Source organism: Gordonia sp. 135, from assembly GCF_009720185.1.
Classification (GTDB): Bacteria; Actinomycetota; Actinomycetes; order Mycobacteriales; family Mycobacteriaceae; genus Gordonia; species Gordonia alkanivorans.
This window is the reverse complement of sequence record NZ_CP046257.1, coordinates 1,704,719-1,727,421: the sequence shown is the minus strand read 5'-3', so window position 1 is coordinate 1,727,421 and position 22,703 is coordinate 1,704,719. Positions and strand designations below refer to the sequence as shown.

Here is a 22,703-nt window from a genome sequence, read left to right as displayed (position 1 = left end):
TCCGCCGAACGACATCGCTGCGGCGCCGGCCCCTTCCCCGGCGCCGCAGCGACTCCAACCCCCAGATCATGCAGGAGGATCGGTGAACGAAACCGTTCTCGACCAGGTGGCCCTCGAGTTCCGTGAGGTCATGGCCAAGGTCTGCACGCCCGTCGCGGTCATCACGGCCTTCGACGACCAGCGACCGCACGGCACCACGGTCAGCGCGTTCACGTCGCTGTCGATGGGACCGCCGATGATCCTGGTCTCCCTCGACCGCGGCTCCGACCTCCTCGCGATCATCCGCCGCACCGGACGATTCGGTGTGAACGTGCTCGCCCACGATCAGGCCGACGTCGCGATGCGGTTCGCCCGCAAGGGCGCCGACAAGTTCGACGGGGTCGACTGGTCGGACTCCGCGCAGCTCCCCCGCCTCGACGGTGCCGCAGGCTGGCTGGGCTGCACCACCGCATCCCTGGTCGACGGCGGCGATCATGTTGTCGCACTGGGCAACATCGTCGAGACCGGCGTCACCTCCACCGCACCCCTCACCTACCACGACCGGGTGTTCGGCACCCACCGAGCATTCGAGGTCGCCCGATGAACACGACGCCCCTCCCCCAGGATCCCGACGCCCCGACGCCCATCGCGACGGAGGCGTCGACCCAGGCCGTCGCCCGCGCGGTCGCGGCCGTTGCCGCAGGCGGTTTCGTCGTCGTGGTCGACGACGACGACCGCGAGAACGAGGGCGACCTCATCTGCTCGGCGTCGTCGATCACCGACGAACAGATGGCGTTCCTGATCCGCCACACCACCGGCATCATCTGTGCCCCCATGACCGCCGACCGAGCCCGCCGGCTCGAGCTGCCGCAGATGGTCGAGGACAACCGGGACGCGCACGGCACCGCCTTCACCGTCACCGTGGACCACAAGGACGCCGGCACCGGGGTCTCCGCGCACGACCGAGCCCTGACCGTCCGGGCCCTCGCCTCCGACGGCACCGCGGCCGGCGAACTGCGTCGCCCCGGACACGTCTTCCCGCTGCAGGCGCGTGACGGCGGGGTCCTCACCCGCGCCGGTCACACCGAGGCCGCCGTCGACCTGGTCACCCTGGCCGGTGCCGGCGAGGTCGGCGTCATCGGAGAGATCATCGCCGACGACGGGTCGATGCGGCGTGGCGACGACCTCCTCGCGTTCGCCGAACACCACGGACTGCCCGTGCTGCGGATCGCCGACCTCGTGGCCCACCGGACCGCCGCCGGTTCGTTCGTCCACCAGATGGCCACCGCGGCGATGCCGACCCTGTTCGGCGATTTTCGTGCGGTCGCCTACCGCTCGGACATCGACGACACCGAACACCTCGCCCTCGTCATGGGCGACGTGGCCGCCGCCGGGGCCACCGCCGAGGGCGCGCTGGTCCGCGTGCACAGCGAATGCCTGACCGGCGACATCGTCGGGTCGCTGCGCTGCGACTGCGGAGCGCAACTCGAGCAGGCGCTGTCGGCCATCGCGGCGGAGGGCTGCGGAGCGGTCGTCTACCTGCGCGGACACGAGGGCCGCGGGATCGGACTCGGTCACAAGATCCGCGCCTATGCACTCCAGGAGCAGGGCCTCGACACCGTCGACGCCAACACCGCACTCGGACTCCCGGTGGATTCGCGCACCTACGGCACCGGCGCCGCGATCCTGAAAGACCTGGGCATCCGCCGCGTCCGCCTGATCACCAACAACCCCGCGAAGTACGGCGGACTCGGTGGCCACGACCTCGACATCGTCGGGCGCGTCGGCCTGCCGACCGTCTCCACCCCCCACAACGTCCGGTACCTCCGCACCAAGAAGGAGCGGATGGGCCACGTGCTGTCGGGCGACACCGTCGTGCGAGAGGCGCCGACCGGGACGACAGGTGCATGAATCACCTCACACGACATTGCTACTGTGAGGTTCATCATGATCTGTCGGTGAGGAGGCCGTGCCGATGACATCCATCGCGGAGCGAGGAGTCGATACCGGTCTCGACTCCGAGGGCGGGTCGGCACGTGCCACTGGCCGCGAACGCGATGTCATCGCGGCCTTCGCCGAGATCACCACCGAGGCCATCACCGACACCAAGCTCGAGGATCTCCTCAGCCTGGTGGGCCAGAAGCTCTGCGCACTCCTCGGCGTCACCCGCTGCTCGGTGTACCTGCGGCACGCCAACGGCAGCTATCGCGGTGCGGCGGGCTTCTGCGAGGACGCCGGCGACATCACCGAGGCCGTGAAGAGGCAGATCTCCGGCTTCGACGGCGACCTCTTCAGCCAGGAGGTCATCAACACCCGCGCGCCCGTCGTCATCGCCGACGCCCTCAACGACCCGCGTCCCCACCGCCGGACGATGACGCACTGGGACGTCCGCGCGATGCTCGGCGTCCCGCTCACCTTCGACGGCGCGGTGATCGGGCTGATCTTCGTCGACAGCCGCGGCCGCGAACACGAGTTCACCCCCGAGGACATCGAGGTGGCCGAACTGTTCGCCCGCCTCTCTGCCCTGTTCATCAGCCAGGCGATGCTCAACACCCGCCTGCGTGGTCAGGCCGCCGAGATCGCGCGCAACAACGCCACCCTGGCCTACCTCGCCGACGTCCACCACCGCCTGACCAGCGCGGTGCTCGAGGGCGCCAACATCCACCGCGTCGTCGAACTCCTGTCGGAGCTGTCGGCCAAGCCTGTGGTTCTCTACAACAACTCGTTCGACGTGCTCGCCTGGGCCGCGCCGGAGGCGCTCAAGCTGACCGCTCCCCCGGTGATGAGCGAGAAGGTGCGGGCCACCACCTCGGTGCGCCAGGCTCTCGCCGAACTGTCCGTCAGTACCCCGTCGGCGATCGTCCCCGCGCAGCTCGCGGTCGGGCTCGGTCGCCGGCATCTCATGTGCCGCCTGGTGATCGAGGGCAGGCAGACCGGTTTCCTCGGCATCGTCGAGGTGGGCCGCAGCCTCGAGGCCCTCGACGCGAACATCGCCGAACGCGGCGCGACCGTCCTGGCGCTGCAGATGCTCTCCGAGCGCCGGCAGATCGAGACCGAGGGTCAGGCGCGCGACGACTATCTGTCGGACCTGCTGCGCAACAGCCGCGACAAGGAACACCTGGTCCGGCGTGGCCCGCAGTTCGGCATCGACCTCACCAATCCCCATGTCCTGGTTCGGTTCACCGTGGACGACGCGACCGACCGGCTGACGGCGTCGGCGATCCAGTCGCTGGTCACCCGTACCTTCGCCTCGGTCATGTCCATCTCGCCGCCGCCGGCCGTCCGGCTGCCCGGGGCGGTCATCGTGATGGTCCGCCTGGAGTCCGACGACCTCGACGAGGTCGGGAGCGTCCGCGACCACGTGTCGACGATCCGCGAGCGGCTCTCCGGTGACCTCTCTCTCGGCGCGACCCTCATCTCCGGGATCTGCCGTACCCCCGCCGACTATCCGCACGCCCATCGCGACCTTCGCGAGATGGGTTCGGTGGCAAAGTCGTTCGGTTGGAACGAGCGGGTGATGACGCTCGACGAGCTCGGCCTGTTCCGGGTGATCGTGTCCAGCGGTCACGTCAAGGAGGCCCTGCACTTCGCACACTCCTTCGTCGCACCCGTCCGACAACACGACGACGGCACGCTCCTCGCCACGTGGCGGGCCTTCGTGGCCGCCGACGGCAAGGTCCAGGCCACCGCGACGGCACTCGACGTTCACGAGAACACCATCCGGTACCGCCTCGGACGGATCAAGGAGATCGCACGACGCGATCCGACGTCGCTGGACTGCCTGCTGTCGGCGAAGATGGCCTTCCAGGTCCTCGACCTCGCAGGTCAGTGACCTGCGACGACACCCATTGGAGATTCCTCCAACGGGCTCGCAGGACGACGGTTCTCCCCGGGGCGGACACGCCATAGGTTCATCTCATGGCCCGCAGCACGATCCCCGACCGCCCCGCCCCCGATCAGATCCGGGTCGACACCGAGGAGATCCCGGTGGACACCGCGGCACTCGCGGTGTGGATGGACGACGAGGGCCTGCCCGGTGGGGACGGCATCGACCTCCGGCCGCTGCACGGCGGCACCCAGAACATCATGGTGATCGTCAGCCGCGGCGGACGGGACTACGTGCTCCGGCGCGGTCCCCGACACCTGCGCCCGCAATCGAACGCCGCGATCGCACGCGAGATGACGCTGCTGTCCGCGCTGAGCTCCACCGACGTCGCACACCCCCGGTTCGTCGCCGGCACCACCGACACCGACGTTCTGGGGGCCACCTTCTTCCTGATGGAGCCCGTGCAGGGGTTCAACGCGGCCGACAGCCTGCCGGCCGCCTACGCCGCGACCGCCGAGGGACGCGAGGCGATGGGTTACGCCCTCGTCGACGCGCTCGCCGGGCTGGCGGCCGTCGACCACTCCGCCATCGGCCTCGACGACTTCGGCAAACCGGACGGCTTCCTCGAACGGCAGGTGCCGCGGTGGCTCGCCGAACACGAACGGTACGCCGCCACACCGGGATACCCGGGCGGGACGTTCCCCGACCTCGACCGGATCGCCGGCTGGCTCGACGACCACCGCCCCGCTGATTTCCGGCCCGGTCTGCTGCACGGCGACTACCACGTGGCCAACGTCCTCTACGATCACCGCACCCCCGACGTCGCGGCCATCGTCGACTGGGAGATGGCGACGGTCGGCGACCCACTGCTCGATCTCGGTGTGCTGCTGGCCATCTGGCCCGATGACCCGCGGCAGCCGGACCTCTACGAGAGCGCGCTCGGCCAGGCCGGCGATCTACCGAACCGATCCGCGGTCATCGCCCGCTATGCCGAGCGCTCCGAGAGGAACCTCGACGCGCTCGACTGGTACACCGTTCTCGCGAGTTTCAAGCTCGGCATCATCCTCGAGGGCACCTATGCCCGCTCCTGCGACGGCAAGGCACCCCGCAAGGTCGGCGAGCGACTGCATCGCTACGCCGACGGCCTCTTCGTGCGCGCCCGCGAGATCATCGCCGGCTCCTGACACAGCCCCTCCCCCGGATCGGACCACGATCCCCTTCTCGTCAGACCCCCACAGAAACGGAGCACACCACCATGGCCTGGGATTTCTCCACGGAACCCGACTTCCAGAAGAAGCTCGACTGGATGAAGGACTTCGTCCGCACCGAGGTCTTCCCGCTCGAGACCCTCGACCTCGACTGGGACCAGCTGCGCAAGGCGATCGCCCCGCTGCAGGAAGAGGTCAAGGCCAACGACCTGTGGGCCGCCCACCTCGATCCCGAACTCGGCGGACAGGGATACGGCCAGGTGAAGCTCGGCCTGATGCAGGAGATCCTGGGTTCCACCCCGTACGGACCGCTCGTGTTCGGTTGCCAGGCACCGGATTCCGGAAACTGCGAGATCCTCGCCGCGGTCGGCACCGACGAGCAGAGGAAGCGGTGGCTCGAGCCGCTGCTCGCCGGCGAGTACTACTCGTCGTTCGCGCTGACCGAACCCGACAACGCCGGCGCCGATCCCACCAACCTCACGACCACCGCGGTCCGGGACGGGGACGAGTGGGTTCTCAACGGCCACAAGTGGTTCATCAGCAACGCGGCCACCGCCGACTTCATGATCGTCGTCGCTGTCACCGATCCCGACGCCGAACGCCACCGTCGCACATCGCAGTTCATCATCCCCATCGACGCCCCGGGTCTCGACGTGGTCCGCGACATCGGTTCGGTCGAGAACCCCCGCCCGCGCCCGTACACCTACGGCTCGCACTGCGAGGTCGTGTTGCGCGATGTCCGGGTCGACGACTCGGCACTGCTGGGCAACCGGGGCGACGGCTTCCTGATCGCGCAGAAGCGCCTGGGCCCCGGCCGAATTCACCACTGCATGCGCTGGATCGGCCAGGCGAGCCGCGCCTTCGACATGATGTGCGAACGCGCCACCTACCGGTACGCCCACGGATCGGTCCTCGCCGACAAGCAGACGGTCCGCAACTTCATCGCCGACTCCGCGGCCGAGATCCAGGCCCTGCGACTCATGACTCTGCACGCGGCCTGGCGCATCGACGAGGAGGGCACGGCGGCCGCCCGCAAGGACATCGCGCTCATCAAGTTCTTCGGCGCCAAGATCCTGCACGACGTCATCGACCGCGCGCTCCAGGTGCACGGCTCACTCGGGTACAGCGCGGACCTGCCGCTGGAGTCGATGTACCGGGCCGCCCGCGCCGCCCGCCTCTACGACGGCCCCGACGAGGTCCACCGCGACAGCGTCGCCCGCCAGTATCTGAAGGGGTACTCGCGGCCGGCCGACGACCGCCCCACCGAGCACATCCCCACCCGCCGCGCGGCCGCACAGCGTCGGTTCGCCGACCTCCTTGCCGAGCAGCCCTGACACCAGCCGCATTCACCCGTCCCGTCCCCTCACCAGAAAGCGAACACACATGTCTCTCAACGGAAAAACCGCGATCGTCACCGGCGCGGCACAGGGCATCGGTCAGGCCACCGCCATCCGCCTCGCAGCCGACGGCGCCCACGTCGTCGCCGCCGACATCCAGGACTGTGAGGTCACCCTCAAGGAGATCGCCGAAGCGGGCGGCTCCGCAGAAGCGATTCGTCTTGACGTCCGCGTAGCCGATGACTGGTCGGCCGCCGTGGAGCAGATCACCGCCTCCCGCGGGTCGATCGACTGCCTGGCCAACGTCGCCGGCGTCGTCAACATGATCAGCGAGGACACCGTCGTCGGCCTCACCGAGGAAGCGTGGGATCACGTCGTCGGCACCGACCTCAAGGGTGTGTGGCTCGGCATGCGGGCGGTCATCCCGGGCATGATCGCGGGCGGCGGCGGCCGCATCGTGAACATCTCGTCGATGGCCGCGCTGCGGGGTCTGCCGAACCTGGCGTCGTACTCGGCGGCCAAGGGCGGCGTCGTGGGTCTCACCAAGCAGGCGGCCTACGAGTACGGACCGCAGAACATCCTGATCAACGCCATTGCGCCGGGCACCATCGACACCCCGATCCTGGCCGACATCACCGAGGAGATGCGGCAGGCGAATGCCAACGCCCACATCGTGCGTCGGCTCGGCCGTCCGTCGGAGATCGCGTCGATGGTCGCCTACCTCATGCGTGAGGGCGACTTCCTGACCGGCGAGATCTACCCGGTCGACGGCGGCTGGGCCGCCAAGGGGAACTTCTGAGAGGAGATCTCAGGCGCGCAGTTCGATGCCGTGAGCCGTCACGGCATCGAGCAGCGCGGTCGGGCGATCGGCCGACGGCACGTCGTGCACCAACGCGAAGGAACATCCGAGCGTACGGGCACCGCCGTCGGCCTTGTCGCTGTCCCCGACCATCAGCACGTCGCCGGCCGGCACACCGATCGGGTCGAGTGCGGCGCGGAAGATGCGCGGGTCGGGTTTGATCGCGCCGACCTCATAGGAGAGCGCGTAGGCGTCGACGAGGTGGTCGATGCCGTGCAGCGCAAGGACTTTGCGCAGATCGAAGGCGATGTTGCTGACGATGCCGATCGGGATCCCGGCGCCGGCCAGGCGCGTCAGCACCTCGACGGTGTCGGCGAAGGGCACCCACGAGTCCGGGTCGAGGACCCGGTCGTAGAGCGCGTTGGCGTGACCGGCATTGCTCAAGCCGACCGTACGCAGCAGGGCAAGATACCCGACCCGATGCAGTTCCGGGTCGAGATCCCTTCGCTCCCAGGCAGTTCGGTCGTCGCCCTCGACACCTTCGGGCAGGCCGACCGGCGCAACCATCCGGCGGATGATGTCTGCCTGGCGTTCCGGGGTGAACGACTCACCGGCGTCGTCGAGGAGATCGACGAACCAGTCGTCGCGCGCCTCGAAGCGGAACAGGGTGCCGGAGAAGTCGAAGAGGACCGCCCGCGCCGTGTTCGTCTCACCCGGGGTCATGCGCCGGCAGCCGCGACGACGTCGGCGAGGCCACGGGCGACCGCGCCCGCCTGCTCCGCCGTGCCGGCCTCCACCATGACGCGAACAAGTTGCTCGGTTCCCGAGGGACGCAACAGAACCCGACCGGAGTCTCCCAGTTCGGCCTCGGCGTCGACCACCGCCTGCTTGACCGTCTGCGACTCCGCGACCGCATGCTTGTCGGCGACGCGGACGTTGATGAGCTCCTGCGGCAGCACCGTCACGATGCCGGCGAGGTCGGCCAGACGCGACGACGTGGCCGCCATGCGGGCCATGATCATCAGGCCGGTGAGGATGCCGTCACCGGTGGTTCCCGAACCCGGGACCACGATGTGGCCGGACTGCTCGCCACCGAGGGAATACCCGCCACGACGCAGTTCCTCGACCACATAGCGGTCGCCGACAGCGGTCGTGCGCACCGTGATCCCCGCCTCGCGCATCGCGATGTGCAGACCGAGGTTGCTCATCACGGTGGCGACGAGGACGTTCTCGTGCAGACGCCCCTTGTCGGCGAGCGACGTCGCCAGGATCGCCATGATGGCGTCGCCGTCGACGATCTGACCGGTGGAATCCACTGCCAGACAACGGTCGGCGTCGCCGTCGTGCGCGAGACCGAGATCGGCGCCGTGCTCGAGGACGGCCGCCTGCAGCTTGTCCATGTGGGTCGAACCGCAGTCGGCGTTGATGTTCAGACCGTCGGGATCGGCGTGGATCGTGATGACGTTGGCACCTGCGTCGGCGTAGGCCAGCGGCGCGAGTTGCGACGCGGCACCGTGTGCGCAGTCGACGACCACCGTCAGACCGTCGAGACGCTCGTCGATGGCCTGCGCCAGGTGACGGCGGTAGCGGTCCCCGGCGTCCGGTGCATCGAGGACGCGACCGACCGCGGCACCGATGGGCCGGACGAAATCGTCGTCCATCGCCGCTTCGATGCGGTCCTCGATCTCGTCGTCGAGCTTGTGCCCGCCGGCGGAGAAGAACTTGATGCCGTTGTCCGGCATGGGATTGTGCGACGCGGAGATCATCACGCCGAAGTCGGCGCGGTAGTCCGCGGTGAGGAACGCGACCGCCGGGGTGGGCACGGTGCCGACGCGGATGGCGTCGACGCCGGTCGCGGCGAGTCCCGCACACACGGCGGCTTCCAGCATCTCGCCGGAAGCACGCGGGTCACGACCCACCACCGCACGCGGACGGCGTGTGGCAACCGAATCATCCGGGCCGCTCGCTTCGCTCCCGGCGCCGGTGGAAATGTCTGAGAAAACGACCGCGGCGGCCGAGGCCAGGCGCAACGCGAGCTCGGGAGTGAGCTCGGCGTTGGCCAGGCCTCGGACGCCGTCGGTACCGAAAAGGCGTGCCAAGATCAGCGCTTGGAGTACTGCGACGCCTTGCGGGCCTTCTTCAGGCCGTACTTCTTGCGCTCGACCGCACGCGGGTCACGGGTGAGGAATCCGGCCTTCTTGAGGGCGGGACGATCATCCGGGGTGACCTCGATGAGGGCACGGGCGATGGCCAGACGCAGCGCGCCGGCCTGGCCCGAGGGGCCGCCACCGACGAGCTTGGCGAAGATGTCGAACGACTCGGTGCGCTCGACGAGAACCAGCGGAGCCTTGATCAGCTGCTGGTGCACCTTGTTGGGGAAGTACTCCTCCAAGGAGCGGCCGTTGAGCTTGAACTCACCGGTGCCCGGCATCAGGCGAACGCGGACGACGGCTTCCTTGCGGCGGCCGACGGTCTGGATCGGGCGGTCGATCACGATCGGCTCGCGGGCCTCTTCGACGGCCGGAGCGGCGTCGTAGTCATCGGCTGCAGCCTCGACGGCCTCCACTGCCTCCACGGCCTCGATGACCTCGACAGCTTCTTCGACGGCCTCGACGGCCTCGTTGATGTTCTCGTTGGTCACTGGGCCACCTGCTTGATCTCGAAGGGGACGGGGCGCTGGGCCGCGTGCGGATGATTCGGGCCTGCGTAGACCTTCAGCTTCGAGGCCATGGCGCGACCGAGCTTGTTCGAAGGCAGCATGCCCTTGATGGCCTTCTCGATGACGCGCTCGGGGAAGGTCTCGAGCAGCTCAGCGGTGGTGCGGGACTTCAGGCCACCGGGATGCCCCGAGTGGGTGTAGTTCAGCTTGCGCTCGGCCTTGTTGCTGGTCAGCGCAACCTTCTCCGCGTTGATGATGATGACGAAGTCACCACCGTCCATGTGCGGGGCGTAGGTCGGCTTGTGCTTGCCGCGGAGCAGGTTCGCGCTCTGCACGGCCAGCCGGCCGAGCACCACGTCGGTGGCGTCGATGACGTGCCACGTACGCGTGATGTCACCGGCCTTCGGGGTGTAGGTAGGCACAGTTGGTCCTCAACTCTTGTCTTTAGGGTGCTGGTCGGGCGCATGGCGGAGGTTGTTCCCGGCGACCAGTGGGGACCCGGGCCTCTTCTGCCCGTACACACGCGTGTGTGACAGGCGCCGAGCACCAGCGATCCAGGTTACGCGACCGTGCAGGTCAGGGTCAAAACGCCCACCCAGGTCACTCCACCCGTACCGAGCGAACGGCTCGCGCGCACTCGTCGTCGACCGACTCGGCGGTCGTCCCGGCCTGACATCCGATGGACACCTGCAGACCGTCGTCGACGATGACGTACCAGCGGATGGCGCTGCCCGAGGCAGGTGCCTCGCGATAGCTGATGACATCGCGTCCGGCGTACTGCGTGTCCGCGGAGAACTCCGTGACGACGTCGTCGCCCCGCTGCCCGATCCGGTTGCGGAGGCTGCTCGCGACCGATTGCGGGGTCGACCCGTCCCGCAGTTCGGTCAGCACCGCGATGATCCGCCCGCCGTCGGCCTCGGAGACGAAGACCGCGCGCCTCGTGGTCGGGTCGTCGGTGGCGTCGCTGGGCGTGTCCTGCCCGCTCTGCCGCCAGTCCCCGGGAACCGACAGCGTGGCGCGGCCGACGGCGACCTCGGAGTGCGCGGGTGCCGGGTCGTCCCGCTGCCACCAGCCGACCGCGAATGCGCCGGCCACGACCAGTACCGCCGCGGCCGCCGCACCGGCCAGCACCCGGCGACTGCGCCGCGTCGACACGCCCGCCGCCGGTTCCGCCGGATCGCCGGCCACCGGCACGGCGTCGTCCGCGGCACCGCCGGTCCGCCCGCCCAGACGGACGACGAGGTCGCGGTCCACCGGCACGACCCGGCCCGCGATCGCGTGCGCGGCGACCAGGTCGATCGCCGCCGACACCTCGACCGGGTCGTCGCCGTCGACGAAAACGGCCTCGACCGCGTCGTCGATGATCGCGAGTCCGTCGGCCTCCTGGTCCCCCTGCTCGATCAGCCCGGAGCGTTCGAGAAGCCAGCCCTCGGGGTGGCGTCGCACGATCTGTACGTCCCACGCCGCGGGCCGCGGACGGGCAGGATCGGCGGGCGGTTCCGGGATGTGGGTGGTCTCCACCACGGCACAGCGCTGCACGGTGATGTCGGCGTGGCTGCGCGCGATGAGGACCGCGCGCGGAAGAGACGTCAGCAGTGTCTCCCCCGCCCTCCCGCCGCCGACATCGGCCAGCGAGGACGCGCGTCGCGGTCCCCAGGTGCTCGGGTGCCCGACGATGAGCGGGCGATCGGGGTCGGCCGCGATCCCCAGGTCGGCGAAGGCCATCTGCCACGCCTGCCGCAGATGACGCCGACGGCCGTCGGCCACGACCGTCATCTGGTCGACGGCGTCCAGGAGCGGTCGCAGGTCGATCCCGGGATCCCGGATGCCGGTGGCGGGTTCGAAGATGCGGGGCCGGCCGTACGCGAGGTCGACGACCGTGCCACGACCCGGGTTCACCCCGCTCACGCCCGCACCTGTCTCACCCGACGCCGCTCAACGCTGGTCCTCGGCCGGTACGAGAGCGACCTGGATCATCTCCTGCGGACGCACGCGGGAGACCAGCTCACCGCGTCCGGGGACCAACCGCTGCATGCGGCTGCGACCGGCGATGAAGCCTTCGTCGCGATCCCCGCTCATGAGCAGGATGTCCGACGACAGGTCCTTCAGCCGGGCGATCACCGGGTCGAACATCGCCCGGCCGAGGCCACCGGAGCGGCGGGCCAGGATGATGTGGAATCCGATGTCCCGGGCGTGTGACGCGAACTCGATGACCGGCAACAGCGGATTTCCCGCCGAGGTGGACACCATGTCGTAGTCGTCGACGACGAGGTAGACCTCCGGCTTGCCCTCCAGCCACGAACGCTCCCGCAACTGCTGAACGGTCACGTCGTCCGGGGGCATGCAGCCCTTCAGGTACACCGCCAGCTGGTTCATCAGCGTCATCGCGTTGTCGTGCGAACTCGCATAGCCCGCGAGGTGATCACCGTCGACGATGCCGAGCATCGTGCGGCGGTAGTCGATGAACGCGATCTTCACCTGCTCCGGGGTGCCACCGGCGACGAGTCCGCGGACGATCGCTCGCAGCACGTTGGTCTTCCCGTGCTCGACGTCGGCGAAGACCATGAAGTGCGGCTGGGCGTTGAAGTCGAGGACCACCGGGGCCAGCTCCAGTTCGCCGACACCGATCGCGACCTGGTTGAGCGACAACGTGACCCCGGCCGCGGTGAGTCCGTTCTGCACCGCCGCCATCTCTATCTCGGTGCTCAGCTTGCGCACCGGCATCGCCGAACGGCCCGGATACGCGGCGGCGAGCTTCTCCGCCGAGGCCGCGACGCCGGCGGGCAGTGACTCGGCGCTGCTGACCGGGTCGAGACGCGGCAGCGCGATGAGCATGTGGAGTTCCTCGGCGGTGAGACCGCGGCCGGGACGGTTCTGCGGGACACCCGCGGCGGCGCGACGACCCATCTCGGAATCCGTCGGATCGCCGAGGCGCAGTTCGATGCGCGTGCCCAGGAGGTCGCGGACCGCCGGGCGGATCTCGGCCCACCGCGAGGCACTGACGATGACGTGGACGCCGAAAGACAGACCCTGGGAGACGATCGTGGTGATCTGCTCCTCCAGCGACTCGAGTTCGGAACGCAGGACGCTGATGCCGTCGAGCACGAAGAAGACGTCGCCGAAGCGGTCACCGGCCAGCGGATCGTCGGGGGCGAAGGTCCCGGTGGCGAACCAGTCCGCACGGCGGGCCCGGTAGTCGCGCATCGATTCGACGCCCAGGCGGGCGAACAGCATCTCACGGGCCCGGATGATCGCCCCGACCTCGGCCACCGTGCGGCGAACGGCATCCATGTCCCCACGGGACGCCACCGAACCCACATGTGGGAGTCCGGCGAGGCCGGCGAGGCTGCCGCCGCCGAAGTCCAGGCAGTAGAACTGCACCTGTTCCGGGGTGTGCGTGGCGGCCGCGGTCATGATGATCGTGCGCAGCGTCGTCGACTTTCCCGATTGCGGCCCGCCGACCACGGCGACGCTGCCGGCCGCGCCGGACAGGTCGACGACGAGCGGGTCGCGTCGCTGGTCGTAGGGGCGGTCGACCAGACCGATGGGCAGGGCCAGGTTGCCGGGGACCGCCGGTTTGGTCCAGTCCCGCGCACCCACGAGGTGTTCCACGGTCGGCGAGTTCTCGAGCGGGTCCAGCCACACGCGGTGTGCCGGCGGGCCGGCGCTCTCCATGCGGCCGATGATGGTCTGCATCAGCGTCGGCACCGACACCGAAGCGGATTCGAAGTCGGCGGGCCCGTCGGGCGCGGCGTCGAGGGCCGGGGGCTCCTCGTCGAGCAGGCTCGCCGCCTGGTCCAGCAGCGACCGCGACGAACCCTCGTCGAGCGGGACCGGCAACGCGGTGAAGACCTTGAGATTCCCCAGTCGCGGGGACCCCGGCGCCGCGGAGTCCACGGAGTCCTCGGCCACGGATGGCGAGTAGTACGGACCCGAGACGTACGAGGTGTTGAAGCGAACCGGGTCATCCGAGTCGCACTTCAGATACGCCGAGCCGGGAACGCTCGGCAGGTGGTAGGCGTCGGGGACACCGAGCACCGAACGGGACTCGTTGGCGGAGAAGGTCTTCAGACCGATGCGGTAGGACAAGTGTGAGTCGAGGCCGCGCAGCTTGCCCTCCTCGAGTCGCTGCGAGGCCAGCAGCAGGTGGATGTGCAGCGACCGGCCCAGACGGCCGATCGCGACGAACAGCTCGGCGAAATCCGGTTTCTGCGACAGCAGTTCGGAGAACTCGTCGACGACGATGAACAGCGCCGGCAGCGGATCGAGACGCACGCCCGAGGCGCGGGCGCGCTCGTAGTCGGCGACGTTGGCGTAGTTGCCCGCCGCACGCAGGACCTCTTGGCGGCGGTTCATCTCACCCGACAGCGCATCCTTCATGCGGTCGACCATCGACAGTTCCTGCTCGAGGTTGGTGATGATCGCCGCGACGTGTGGAGCGGACTCGAGTCCGAGGAACGTTGCGCCGCCCTTGAAGTCGACGAGGACGAGGTTCAGCTCGGTCGGCGAATGCGTCGCCAGCATGGCGAGGACAAGCGTTCGCAGGAACTCGGACTTGCCCGAGCCGGTCGCACCGATGCACAGGCCATGCGGTCCCATGCCGCCGTGGGCGCTCTCCTTGATGTCGAGTTCGACGGGCGCGCCGCTCGGTGTGTAGCCGATCGGCACCCGCAGACGTTCGCGGCCGGTGCGCCCGCGCCAGGCGGTGGCCGGGTCGAATCGGGCGGCGTCGTCGATGCCGAGAAGTGCGGGCAGGCCCGGATCGGTGGACGTCGCCTCGGATTCCAGGTTCGCCAGGGTCGCCGCGGTCGCCAGGCGGTACCGGGCCATGCGGCGGGCGATCGCCTCCGCCTCGGCGATGGTCAGCGAGTCCATGTCGGCGAATTCCTCGACGCCCGCGGCACTTCGGGCCGACACCTTGCCGCCGCGCACCACGAGCTGCAGGCCGCGCCGGACCGCGAGACCGTCCGGCGGTGCGGTCAGGTCGAGGACCGTGACACCCTCCATGCCGGCCGAGCTGAGGACGCGTTCGTCGCCGGCGACGTAGCCGTCGTCGATGATGACGACCAGGTGGGCACGATTCCCGCTCGGCGGGGCGGACCGGCTGAACCGGCCGCGTTCGAGAAGGTCCGCGGCCAGTGCGTTCTCGAGATCGGCGAGCGTCGGATAGATCATCCGCATCGGGCCGATCCCGTCGCGCAGCGTCGGATGACCTACGTGCGGAAGCCATTTCGCCCAGTCCCAGGCCTCGCCGGCCGGGTCGCCGGTGACGATGCCGATGTGCAGATGGTCGGGACCGTGGAAGGCGCACAGCTCGACGATCATCGAGCGGACGAGTTCGCGGGTCTCCTGCCGCGCGCCCTCGATGTTGATCGCCGGGAAGCCGCGCAGCGAGATCGACCGGGGCAGGCTGTAGACCGCCGAATGGGTGCGCACGAACCGTCGCAGAGCGACCATCGACACCGGTTCGATGTCCTCGAGCGGGCCGGTCTCCGGCGGCATCAGACGGGTGGCCAGGCGCTGGACGCCGACTCCCACACGCACATGGGCGAAATCGTTGTCGGCGGGACGCCGCTCCCACATGCGCCGGCTGCCGACGACGTCGAGCAGTGCGTGCGGGTCGGGATGACTCCACGTGCGTGCGGCGCGCTGGTTCTCGACGGTGTCGAAGACCTGGCCGCGCAACTGCCCGAGGTAGCGGAAGTAGTCCTTGCGTTCCTCGTTGAGTTCCGCGGCACGCTTGCCGCCGCTGCGCCCGCCGGCGGCGAACATGCCGAACATCGACATGAGCATCATCAGCGGGAACATCATGAACAGCGGGTTGGTCAGGATGTTGCGGCCACCGGTGACCATCATCAGCGCGATCATGCCGACGACGGCGACGATCATCACCACCGGCAGCAGCTTCATGAGCAGGTTGCCGGGTACCACGCGAGGGACGTCGGGCGGCGCCTGGATGTTGACCTCGCCCCCGGGCATGCGCGGCGGCGTGATGCGTGGCCGACGCACGAACCCCTCAGTGGTCGTGACCACTCGATCCCCCTGACACCCTCGAGCTGTGTATCCCCGGGCGGGCGAACCCGCTGAAGTTGGCTATGTTAGCTGCTGAACCCTGGGGGAGGATTGACCTGTATGTCACCTGTGGACGGATTCGCACCGGGATACCCGACGACCACCGCGGACGGCACCGCCGGTGACCGGTCACGCTCGGACACCGCGATCGAGCCGCAACTCGTACGCGTGTCGGTGCTGGGCGGCAACACCCAGCTCGACGTCGGCCTACCCGCCGGCATCCCGATCGCCGGTCTCATCGGTGACCTCGTCGCGCAGATCGAGTCGCGCAACCCAACCCGGCACGACCCGGACGACCCCGACGCCGATTCGCGCGGCCGCGGCCGTCCGCACGACCGGCAGAACCGCTGGACCCTGGCGCTCGTCGGGCAGGAACCGCTGCCCCTGCACCGCTCGCTGTCGGAATCGGGGATCCGCGACGGCGACCTGCTCCTGCTGACCTCGACCCGCACCGATGAGTCGCCGGTCCTCTTCGACGACGTGGTCGATGCCGTTGCGCGGCTGAACGAATCACAGTTCGTGGGTTGGACCGCGACGTCGGCGCGATACGTGGGACACGCGCTGGCCCTCGTCGCGGCGGTCGTTGCCGCGGCGGGGCTGGCCGCGAGCCGGATCGACAGCGGCGCGCTGTGGCTCTCGGGATTGTCCGGCCTCGCCGTGATCGGTCTCGTGACCGCGGCAACGATCGTCGCGCGCTACTACCGTGATCAGCTCAGCTCGACGATCCTGTCGGTCTGTGCGGCGCCGATGGCGTTCGTGACCGGCATGATCCTCACGCCCGGTTCCTACGGTGCCGCGCATCTGACACTCGGATTCGCCCTCACCCTGGTCACCGCCGTCATCACCTACCGGATGACCGCGGTCGGCGCGACCGCACACAGCGCGGTGACCGGCGCCGCTGTCCTCGGTGCACTCGGATGCGGTGCGCGTCTGCTCCTCGACGCCGACACCTCCGATGTCGCGGCCGTGATGGCGGCGGTGGGACTCCTGCTGATCGGACTGTCCCCCCGACTGACGATCCTGCTCGCCAAACTGCCGCTGCCGCCGGTGCCGACCGCGGGAGCTGCCATCGACATCAAGGACATCGAGCCGCAGCCGTCCATCGAAGGCATCGGCGCGATCGGGGCCACGGCACTGCCGAAGGCCGATGCGCTGGAACGACGCTCGTACATCGCCAACGCGTACCTGACGGGCATCGTCGGCGGCCTCACCGCCATCGTGGCGATCTCGGCGGTGCTCACCGCCGCTCCCCTCGCCGGCTTCGAGTGGAAGAGCGCCGCCTACGCCGCGATCATCGGCGTGGTCCTCTGTCTGCGCGGTCGCTCCCACAGCGACCTCTTCCAGGCGGCGATCCTCATCATCGGCGGCTCGCTCGTGGTGCTCACCCTGCTGGCGGGCCTGGCGTTCGGGGACGGCCGGTGGCCGATCATCTCCTTCGCGCTGGGCGGCGTCGTCCTCGTCGCCGCGCTCGTCTTCGGAGTCGTTGCGCCGCACCAGGATTTCTCCCCGGTAATGCGCCGCTGGGCGGAGATCGGCGAGTACATCCTCGTCGCGCTCATCGTCCCGCTGCTGCTGTGGTTGCTCGACCTGTACCGGATCGTCCGGGAGATCTGATGTCCCGGACGACGACCCGGGCTGCGGCGCCCGTCGCGCTGGCGCTGACCGCGACCCTGCTCGGGTTGACCTCCTCCCCCGCCGCCGCGGTGACCCCGCCGCGCGTCGACGCGTCGGCGCTGATCCGGTCGGCCCCGGTGGCACCGCCGGAACCGACCGAGCAGAGCCATCTCTGCAACACCGCGACCCTCACCCGCAGCACCGCGAATCCGACTGCTGCACAGTCGATGATGAACCTCGAGGAGGCCTGGCGCTTCAGTCGCGGCGCCGGGCAGCGGGTGGCCGTCATCGACACCGGCGTCACCCCGCACCCACGTCTGGGACGCGTCACCGCCGGCGGCGACTACGTCTCCGGCGGCAGCGGACTCGAGGACTGCGACGCCCACGGCACGCTGGTCGCCGGGATCATCGCCGCGCGGCCGAGCAGCTCCGACGCCTTCGCCGGGGTCGCGCCCGCGGCGTCGATCATCGCAATCCGCCAGTCCAGCAGTGCGTTCAAGGCCAAGAACAATCGTCGCGGCGACGATGCCGCACCGTCCGTCGGCTCCGGTTTCGGGTCCGTCCGCACGCTCGCCCACGCGATAGTCCGCGCCGTCGACCTGCGGGCCACGGTGATCAACATCTCCGAGGTGGCCTGCGCTTCGTCGGCGGCCAAGGTCGACGACCGCGCTCTCGGGGCGGCGATCCGGTACGCCTACGACCGTGACGTCGTCGTGGTGGCGGCGGCCGGCAACGTCACCCGGGACGGCGCCTGCCGTTCACAGAATCCGGCGCCCGCAGCCGGCAATCCTGACGACTGGAGTTCGGTCTCGACCGTCGCGAGTCCCGCGTGGTACTCACCCTACGTCCTGACCGTCGGCGCGGTCGACGCCGCCAGTGGCAGACCGAGCGAGTTCAGTCTGCACGGGCCGTGGGTCGGGGTGGCCGCGCCGGGCACCGACATCGTGAGCCTCGACAGCGCGAGGGGGTCGAACCGGCTGGTGTCGGCGCAGACAGCCGAGGAGGGTCCGCTGCCGCTGATCGGGACGAGCTTCGCCGCGCCCTACGTCGCCGGCACCGCGGCGCTCGTTCGGGCACGGTTCCCCGGACTGAGCGCTCGCGAGGTGATGGATCGCATCACCTCGACCGCCCACTCCCCGGGCACCGGGCACGACCAGCGGATCGGCCACGGCGTCGTCGACCCGGTCGCGGCCCTCACCGCGGAGCTGTCCGCCGAGGAACAGGCCAGGCAGCAATCGGCCCCGATCGCCGCGCCCGCACCGCCGACGCCGCCGGATCACACCGCCCGCAACATCGCCATCGCCGGAGCGGGGATCAGCGCCGCGGTCATCGCGGCTGTCCTGGCCGTCGCTCTTCCCCACCGTCGGGTGCGCAAGCTCGATCCCGACGAGTTCTGATCGGGGAGGTTCTCAGCCGGATGTCCGCGCGGGACGCAGCTCGCGCGGCAGCGCGAAGGTGAGGGTCTCGTTGGCCGTGTTGACGGTCTCCACCGTGTCGTAGCCGCGCTCGGCGAGGTAGTCGAGCACGCCGCGGACGAGGACCTCGGGCACCGATGCACCGGAGGTGACGCCGACGGTGTTCACACCCTCGAGCCAGGTGTCGTCGATCTCACGGGCATAGTCGACCAGATGACCTGCCTTGGCACCGGCCTGCAGGGCGACCTCGACCAGGCGAACCGAGTTCGACGAGTTCTGCGAACCGACCACGATGACGAGATCGCACTCGGGCGCCATCGCCTTCACGGCGACCTGACGGTTCTGGGTGGCGTAGCAGATGTCGTCGCTGGGCGGATCGTTGAGCAGCGGGAACTTCTCCCGCAGGCGACGCACCGTCTCCATGGTCTCGTCGACCGACAGCGTCGTCTGCGACAGCCAGACCAGCTTGGACTCGTCGCGCACGGTCACCGAGTCGACGCTGTCCGGGCCGTCGACGAGCTGGATGTGCTGGGGGGCCTCACCGGCCGTCCCCTCGACCTCTTCGTGGCCCTCGTGACCGATCAGCAGGATGTCGTAGTCGTCCCGCGCGAATCGCTTGGCCTCCTGGTGCACCTTCGTCACCAGCGGGCAGGTCGCGTCGATGGTCCTCAGATTCCGTTCCGCGGCGGACGCATGGACCTGCGGCGACACGCCATGGGCCGAGAACACGACGATCGCACCCTCGGGCACCTCGTCGGTCTCCCCCACGAAGATCGCCCCGCGGTCGGCAAGGGTCTCGACCACGTGCCGGTTGTGCACGATCTCCTTGCGGACGTAGACGGGAGCGCCGTGCTTGTCAAGGGCGCGCTCGACCGTCTCCACCGCGCGGTCGACACCCGCGCAGTAACCGCGGGGTTCGGCGAGCAGGACACGCTTCGTCTCAGACATGTCTCCAGGGTACGGGTTACAGACGAGTGCCCTTTGATGGCAGAGTGTTGGCATGGATCGCGCACCCTACCCGGCCCGTATCGCCGCAGGTCTGATCGTCACCGCCCTCGAGGAGACGCGCAAGCTTCCCGCGCTGCTCGTCACCCTCCCGATGACAGCGGTCAGCCAGACCCTGCAGGCAGGTATGCGGGCGCAGCAGAACATCGCCGAACTCGCCATCAAGGGCGACGCCGCCCTGGGGATGCTGTTCGACAAGCCCAGCGAGCAGCCCGCGTGGGCCCGCTTCGACGAGGACGACGAGACCCCGGAACCCGGCGCCGACGCCCACGCCGGTGACGTACCGATCGAGAAGCCCACCAGCATCGTCGACGAGGTCGAGGCCGCCGCCGACGGCAACGATCCGGGGGACCAGCCCGGCGAGGCCGTGACGTCCACCAAGCCCGCAAAAGTGACCAAAGCCACCAGGACCGGCGGTGCCACCAAGACCACCGAGGTCGACGCGGAGGCCTCCGACGCCGACCTGGCCGCGCCGCCGCGCGCCGACGCCGGTCGTTTCGCGCTGTACAGCTCGGCACCCGAGGACGTCGTGGACGCCGCCGAGAAGAAGCCGGCGACGCGTGCGGACAAGCCGAAGAACGGGGCGGCACCCGAGATCGTCGTCCTCATCGACTACGACACGCTGACCCTGGCACAGCTGCGTGCACGTCTGCGGACGGTCGACACCGACGACCTCGAGAGCCTCGTCGACTACGAGAAGGCCAACCGTGGCCGCGCGCCGTTCGTGACGATGCTGGAGAACCGGATCGCCTCGCAGAACAAGCGCTCCACCGAGGCGTGACCGGGACCTCGCCGAACTCGGCCGAGAATCCGTGGCCGGTACGCACGGTCAACACCAAGATCGCCGACTGGATTCACCGGTTGGGCCAGATCTGGGTGGAGGGTCAGGTCACCCAGATCAGCCGGCGCCCCGGTACCCGCACGGCGTTCCTCACTCTGCGGGACCCGGCTGCCGACATCTCCATCTCGGTGACATGCAGCCCGGACCTGTTGTCGCGCACCGAGGTTCCGCTGACCGACGGCAGTCACGTCGTCGTACTGGGCCGGCCGAGCTACTACACCGGCCGGGGCACGGTGTCGCTGCGGGTCAGCGACATCCGTGCGGTCGGCGTCGGTGAACTGCTCCTGCGGATCGAACGCCTCCGGCAGTTGCTGGCCGCCGAGGGCCTGTTCGACGCCCGGCTCAAACGTCCGCTGCCGTTCCTCCCGCGCTCGATCGGATTGATCAGCGGGCGGGCCAGCGCCGCGCAGCGTGACGTGGTCAGCGTCGCCACCGACCGGTGGTCGGCGGTCCGCTTCGACGTCCGTGAGGCACCCGTCCAGGGGCCCACGGCGGTGGCGCGCATCCTCACCCATCTCGCGGACCTCGACGCGCATCCCGACGTCGAGGTCATCATCATCGCGCGCGGCGGCGGCAGCGTCGAGGATCTGCTGCCGTTCTCCGACGAGGCATTGCTGCGCGCGGTGTCCCGGTGTCGCACACCGGTGGTCAGCGCGATCGGGCACGAGCCAGACAACCCGCTGCTCGATCTCGTCGCCGATCTGCGTGCGGCGACTCCGACCGACGCCGCCAAACGAGTGGTTCCCGACGTCGAGGCCGAACTCGCCGGGATCGACGAACTGCGCCGGCGCAGCGCACAGGCGTTACGCAACTGGGTGCGTCGCGAGACCGGGGTCATCGACGGACTCCGACGACGCCCGGTTCTGGCCCGGCCCGGTGTGATCGTCGACCAGGAGTCCGTGAACGTAGCCGAGCTGCTGCGCGCGCTGCGGCGCGACGTCCTGCGTCATGTCGACACCGAGGACCGCCGCCACGAGCATCTGGCCGCCCGGCTGTCGACGCTGGGCCCGGCGCAGACCCTCGCTCGCGGTTACGCCGTGGTGCAGCGCACCGACACCGACGTGACCCACGTGGTCAGCACGCTCGACGATCTGCCCGCGGGCGCCGAATTGCGTATCCGGGTCGCCGACGGCGCGGCGCGGGCCACCGTCACCGCGACCGAGGCACACACCTCCACTTCCCCTGACGACGAAGGAGATTCGTGAGCACCGACAGTGACGACACCGGCGAGGAGTACACGCCGGTTGCCGAACTCGGCTACGAGGAGGCGCGCGACGAGCTCGCCGACATCGTCGGCACGCTCGAGCACGGCGGCCTCGATCTCGACACCTCGCTGGCCCTGTGGGAGCGGGGCGAGGCGCTCGCGACGCGCTGCGAGGAACACCTCCGCGGGGCGCGTGAACGCATCGAAACCGTGATCGCGCAGAAGAATTCGGCCGATCCGGACGACAACGAGTAGGTCACCCGAATCCGAGTAGTGCCTGCCGGTCGATGGTGGTCGCGTGGAATCGACCCTCCGCGGCGCGATGACCGACGACCAGCAGCGATTCCCGCCGGTCGGCCGGCGAGTCGACGCGCGCACACGGCACGCTGATCACCCGACCGCCGGTCGTCGCAGCGGCCGCACCGGCCCCGTACGCCGGGACCACGATCACGAGCAGCGCGACGAGAACCGCGACGAGAACGAGCCGTGCCCACACGACCGACAGCCATGCGTCGGCGTGGGCAGACAGCGACGAGGCCGGTGTCCACATGTACCTGTGCCAGATTCTCGCGGACATGAGCGCCTCCCGAACCAGACGCTATGACCGGACGCAGGAGATCTCGCGAGTAGTCGGCTACTCGATCACGCGACTCTCGCCCTCGCAACTGCAAACCGCCCCTGGACAGCACCCTGTGCAGAAGCGCCGACGACATATCGTCGTCGGAGACTCTCTGGAGGGTGCTC

General features: G+C 69.4%; 19 protein-coding genes. 11 read left to right on the top strand and 8 right to left on the bottom strand.

What is annotated here, in order from left to right; all coding sequences use genetic code 11:
* Positions 1-82: 82 nt before the first annotated feature.
* The 6 genes from GKZ92_RS07925 to GKZ92_RS07900 all read left to right on the top strand — a co-directional run bounded on the left by GKZ92_RS07925 (position 83) and on the right by GKZ92_RS07900 (position 7,149).
* The gene (locus GKZ92_RS07925) at positions 83-583 is read left to right on the top strand and encodes a flavin reductase family protein (RefSeq protein ID WP_006357750.1); all 501 of its coding nucleotides are present in this window, start codon (positions 83-85) and stop codon (positions 581-583) included.
* Positions 580-1,890, top strand: a complete 1,311-nt coding sequence (locus tag GKZ92_RS07920; protein WP_006357749.1) for a bifunctional 3,4-dihydroxy-2-butanone-4-phosphate synthase/GTP cyclohydrolase II — start codon at positions 580-582, stop codon at positions 1,888-1,890. The genes GKZ92_RS07925 and GKZ92_RS07920 overlap by 4 nt, the downstream gene beginning before the upstream one ends.
* A 64-nt stretch (positions 1,891-1,954) precedes the next feature.
* Positions 1,955-3,811 (top strand): GAF domain-containing protein, encoded by a 1,857-nt coding sequence (locus GKZ92_RS07915; RefSeq protein WP_006357748.1) that lies wholly within the window; start codon positions 1,955-1,957, stop codon positions 3,809-3,811.
* 86 nt (positions 3,812-3,897) lie between these two features.
* Positions 3,898-4,989 (top strand): phosphotransferase family protein, encoded by a 1,092-nt coding sequence (locus GKZ92_RS07910; protein WP_006357747.1) that lies wholly within the window; start codon positions 3,898-3,900, stop codon positions 4,987-4,989.
* 71 nt (positions 4,990-5,060) lie between these two features.
* On the top strand, positions 5,061-6,347 hold the full coding sequence (locus tag GKZ92_RS07905) for an acyl-CoA dehydrogenase family protein (RefSeq protein WP_006357746.1): 1,287 nt from the start codon (positions 5,061-5,063) through the stop codon (positions 6,345-6,347).
* A 49-nt stretch (positions 6,348-6,396) separates the two neighbouring features.
* Positions 6,397-7,149, top strand: a complete 753-nt coding sequence (locus GKZ92_RS07900) for an SDR family NAD(P)-dependent oxidoreductase (protein ID WP_006357745.1) — start codon at positions 6,397-6,399, stop codon at positions 7,147-7,149.
* Positions 7,150-7,158: 9 nt separating this feature from the next.
* Here GKZ92_RS07900 and GKZ92_RS07895 read toward each other — a convergent pair whose 3' ends face one another.
* From GKZ92_RS07895 to GKZ92_RS07870, 6 genes are all read right to left on the bottom strand, one after another.
* Entirely contained in the window at positions 7,159-7,872 is a 714-nt protein-coding gene (locus GKZ92_RS07895) for an HAD family hydrolase (RefSeq protein ID WP_006357744.1), read from the bottom strand.
* Positions 7,869-9,248: a phosphoglucosamine mutase gene (gene glmM / locus GKZ92_RS07890; RefSeq protein ID WP_006357743.1), complete on the bottom strand. Its 1,380-nt coding sequence runs from the start codon at positions 9,246-9,248 to the stop codon at positions 7,869-7,871. Before glmM ends, GKZ92_RS07895 begins: the two co-directional genes overlap by 4 nt.
* 2 nt (positions 9,249-9,250) lie before the next feature.
* A complete protein-coding gene (gene rpsI, locus GKZ92_RS07885) occupies positions 9,251-9,790 on the bottom strand; it encodes a 30S ribosomal protein S9 (RefSeq protein ID WP_006357742.1) in 540 nt (179 codons plus the stop codon).
* Complete coding sequence (gene rplM, locus GKZ92_RS07880; protein ID WP_035750536.1) at positions 9,787-10,230, bottom strand: 50S ribosomal protein L13; 444 nt, start codon at positions 10,228-10,230, stop codon at positions 9,787-9,789. Before rplM ends, rpsI begins: the two co-directional genes overlap by 4 nt.
* Before the next feature lie 178 nt (positions 10,231-10,408).
* A complete protein-coding gene (locus tag GKZ92_RS07875) occupies positions 10,409-11,716 on the bottom strand; it encodes a type VII secretion-associated protein (protein ID WP_035750533.1) in 1,308 nt (435 codons plus the stop codon).
* 27 nt (positions 11,717-11,743) lie between these two features.
* Positions 11,744-15,841: a type VII secretion protein EccC gene (locus tag GKZ92_RS07870; protein ID WP_035750530.1), complete on the bottom strand. Its 4,098-nt coding sequence runs from the start codon at positions 15,839-15,841 to the stop codon at positions 11,744-11,746.
* Positions 15,842-15,940: 99 nt separating this feature from the next.
* Here GKZ92_RS07870 and eccD point away from each other — a divergent pair, with 99 nt between their 5' ends.
* Positions 15,941-17,494 (top strand): type VII secretion integral membrane protein EccD, encoded by a 1,554-nt coding sequence (gene eccD, locus GKZ92_RS07865; protein ID WP_035750527.1) that lies wholly within the window; start codon positions 15,941-15,943, stop codon positions 17,492-17,494.
* Complete coding sequence (gene mycP / locus GKZ92_RS07860; protein WP_006357737.1) at positions 17,494-18,891, top strand: type VII secretion-associated serine protease mycosin; 1,398 nt, start codon at positions 17,494-17,496, stop codon at positions 18,889-18,891. Before eccD ends, mycP begins: the two co-directional genes overlap by 1 nt.
* Positions 18,892-18,903: 12 nt before the next feature.
* On the opposite strand, the gene GKZ92_RS07855 is transcribed toward mycP, so the two are convergent.
* Positions 18,904-19,857, bottom strand: coding sequence for a 4-hydroxy-3-methylbut-2-enyl diphosphate reductase (locus GKZ92_RS07855; protein WP_035750524.1), 954 nt, complete (start codon positions 19,855-19,857; stop codon positions 18,904-18,906).
* Positions 19,858-19,909: 52 nt separating this feature from the next.
* Here GKZ92_RS07855 and GKZ92_RS07850 point away from each other — a divergent pair, with 52 nt between their 5' ends.
* Genes GKZ92_RS07850 through GKZ92_RS07840 form a run of 3 tightly spaced genes read left to right on the top strand, consistent with a single transcriptional unit; the run spans position 19,910 to position 22,214 of the window.
* Entirely contained in the window at positions 19,910-20,695 is a 786-nt protein-coding gene (locus tag GKZ92_RS07850) for a lipid droplet-associated protein (RefSeq protein ID WP_006357735.1), read from the top strand.
* Positions 20,692-21,960 (top strand): exodeoxyribonuclease VII large subunit, encoded by a 1,269-nt coding sequence (xseA, locus tag GKZ92_RS07845; protein WP_006357734.1) that lies wholly within the window; start codon positions 20,692-20,694, stop codon positions 21,958-21,960. The genes GKZ92_RS07850 and xseA overlap by 4 nt, the downstream gene beginning before the upstream one ends.
* Entirely contained in the window at positions 21,957-22,214 is a 258-nt protein-coding gene (locus GKZ92_RS07840) for an exodeoxyribonuclease VII small subunit (RefSeq protein WP_006357733.1), read from the top strand. Before xseA ends, GKZ92_RS07840 begins: the two co-directional genes overlap by 4 nt.
* Position 22,215: 1 nt before the next feature.
* On the opposite strand, the gene GKZ92_RS07835 is transcribed toward GKZ92_RS07840, so the two are convergent.
* A complete protein-coding gene (locus tag GKZ92_RS07835) occupies positions 22,216-22,536 on the bottom strand; it encodes a hypothetical protein (protein WP_006357732.1) in 321 nt (106 codons plus the stop codon).
* Positions 22,537-22,703 lie beyond the last annotated feature (167 nt).

Bases quoted from the DNA above. Each gene is read 5' to 3' on its own strand.
- GKZ92_RS07920 (WP_006357749.1), top strand. From the start codon at position 580: ATGAACACGACGCCCCTCCCCCAGGATCCCGACGCCCCGACGCCCATC.
- GKZ92_RS07915 (WP_006357748.1), top strand. From the start codon at position 1,955: ATGACATCCATCGCGGAGCGAGGAGTCGATACCGGTCTCGACTCCGAG.
- GKZ92_RS07910 (WP_006357747.1), top strand. From the start codon at position 3,898: ATGGCCCGCAGCACGATCCCCGACCGCCCCGCCCCCGATCAGATCCGG.
- GKZ92_RS07905 (WP_006357746.1), top strand. From the start codon at position 5,061: ATGGCCTGGGATTTCTCCACGGAACCCGACTTCCAGAAGAAGCTCGAC.
- GKZ92_RS07900 (WP_006357745.1), top strand. From the start codon at position 6,397: ATGTCTCTCAACGGAAAAACCGCGATCGTCACCGGCGCGGCACAGGGC.
- GKZ92_RS07895 (WP_006357744.1), bottom strand. From the start codon at position 7,872: ATGACCCCGGGTGAGACGAACACGGCGCGGGCGGTCCTCTTCGACTTC.
- eccD (WP_035750527.1), top strand. From the start codon at position 15,941: ATGTCACCTGTGGACGGATTCGCACCGGGATACCCGACGACCACCGCG.
- mycP (WP_006357737.1), top strand. From the start codon at position 17,494: ATGTCCCGGACGACGACCCGGGCTGCGGCGCCCGTCGCGCTGGCGCTG.
- GKZ92_RS07855 (WP_035750524.1), bottom strand. From the start codon at position 19,857: ATGTCTGAGACGAAGCGTGTCCTGCTCGCCGAACCCCGCGGTTACTGC.
- GKZ92_RS07850 (WP_006357735.1), top strand. From the start codon at position 19,910: ATGGATCGCGCACCCTACCCGGCCCGTATCGCCGCAGGTCTGATCGTC.
- GKZ92_RS07835 (WP_006357732.1), bottom strand. From the start codon at position 22,536: ATGTCCGCGAGAATCTGGCACAGGTACATGTGGACACCGGCCTCGTCG.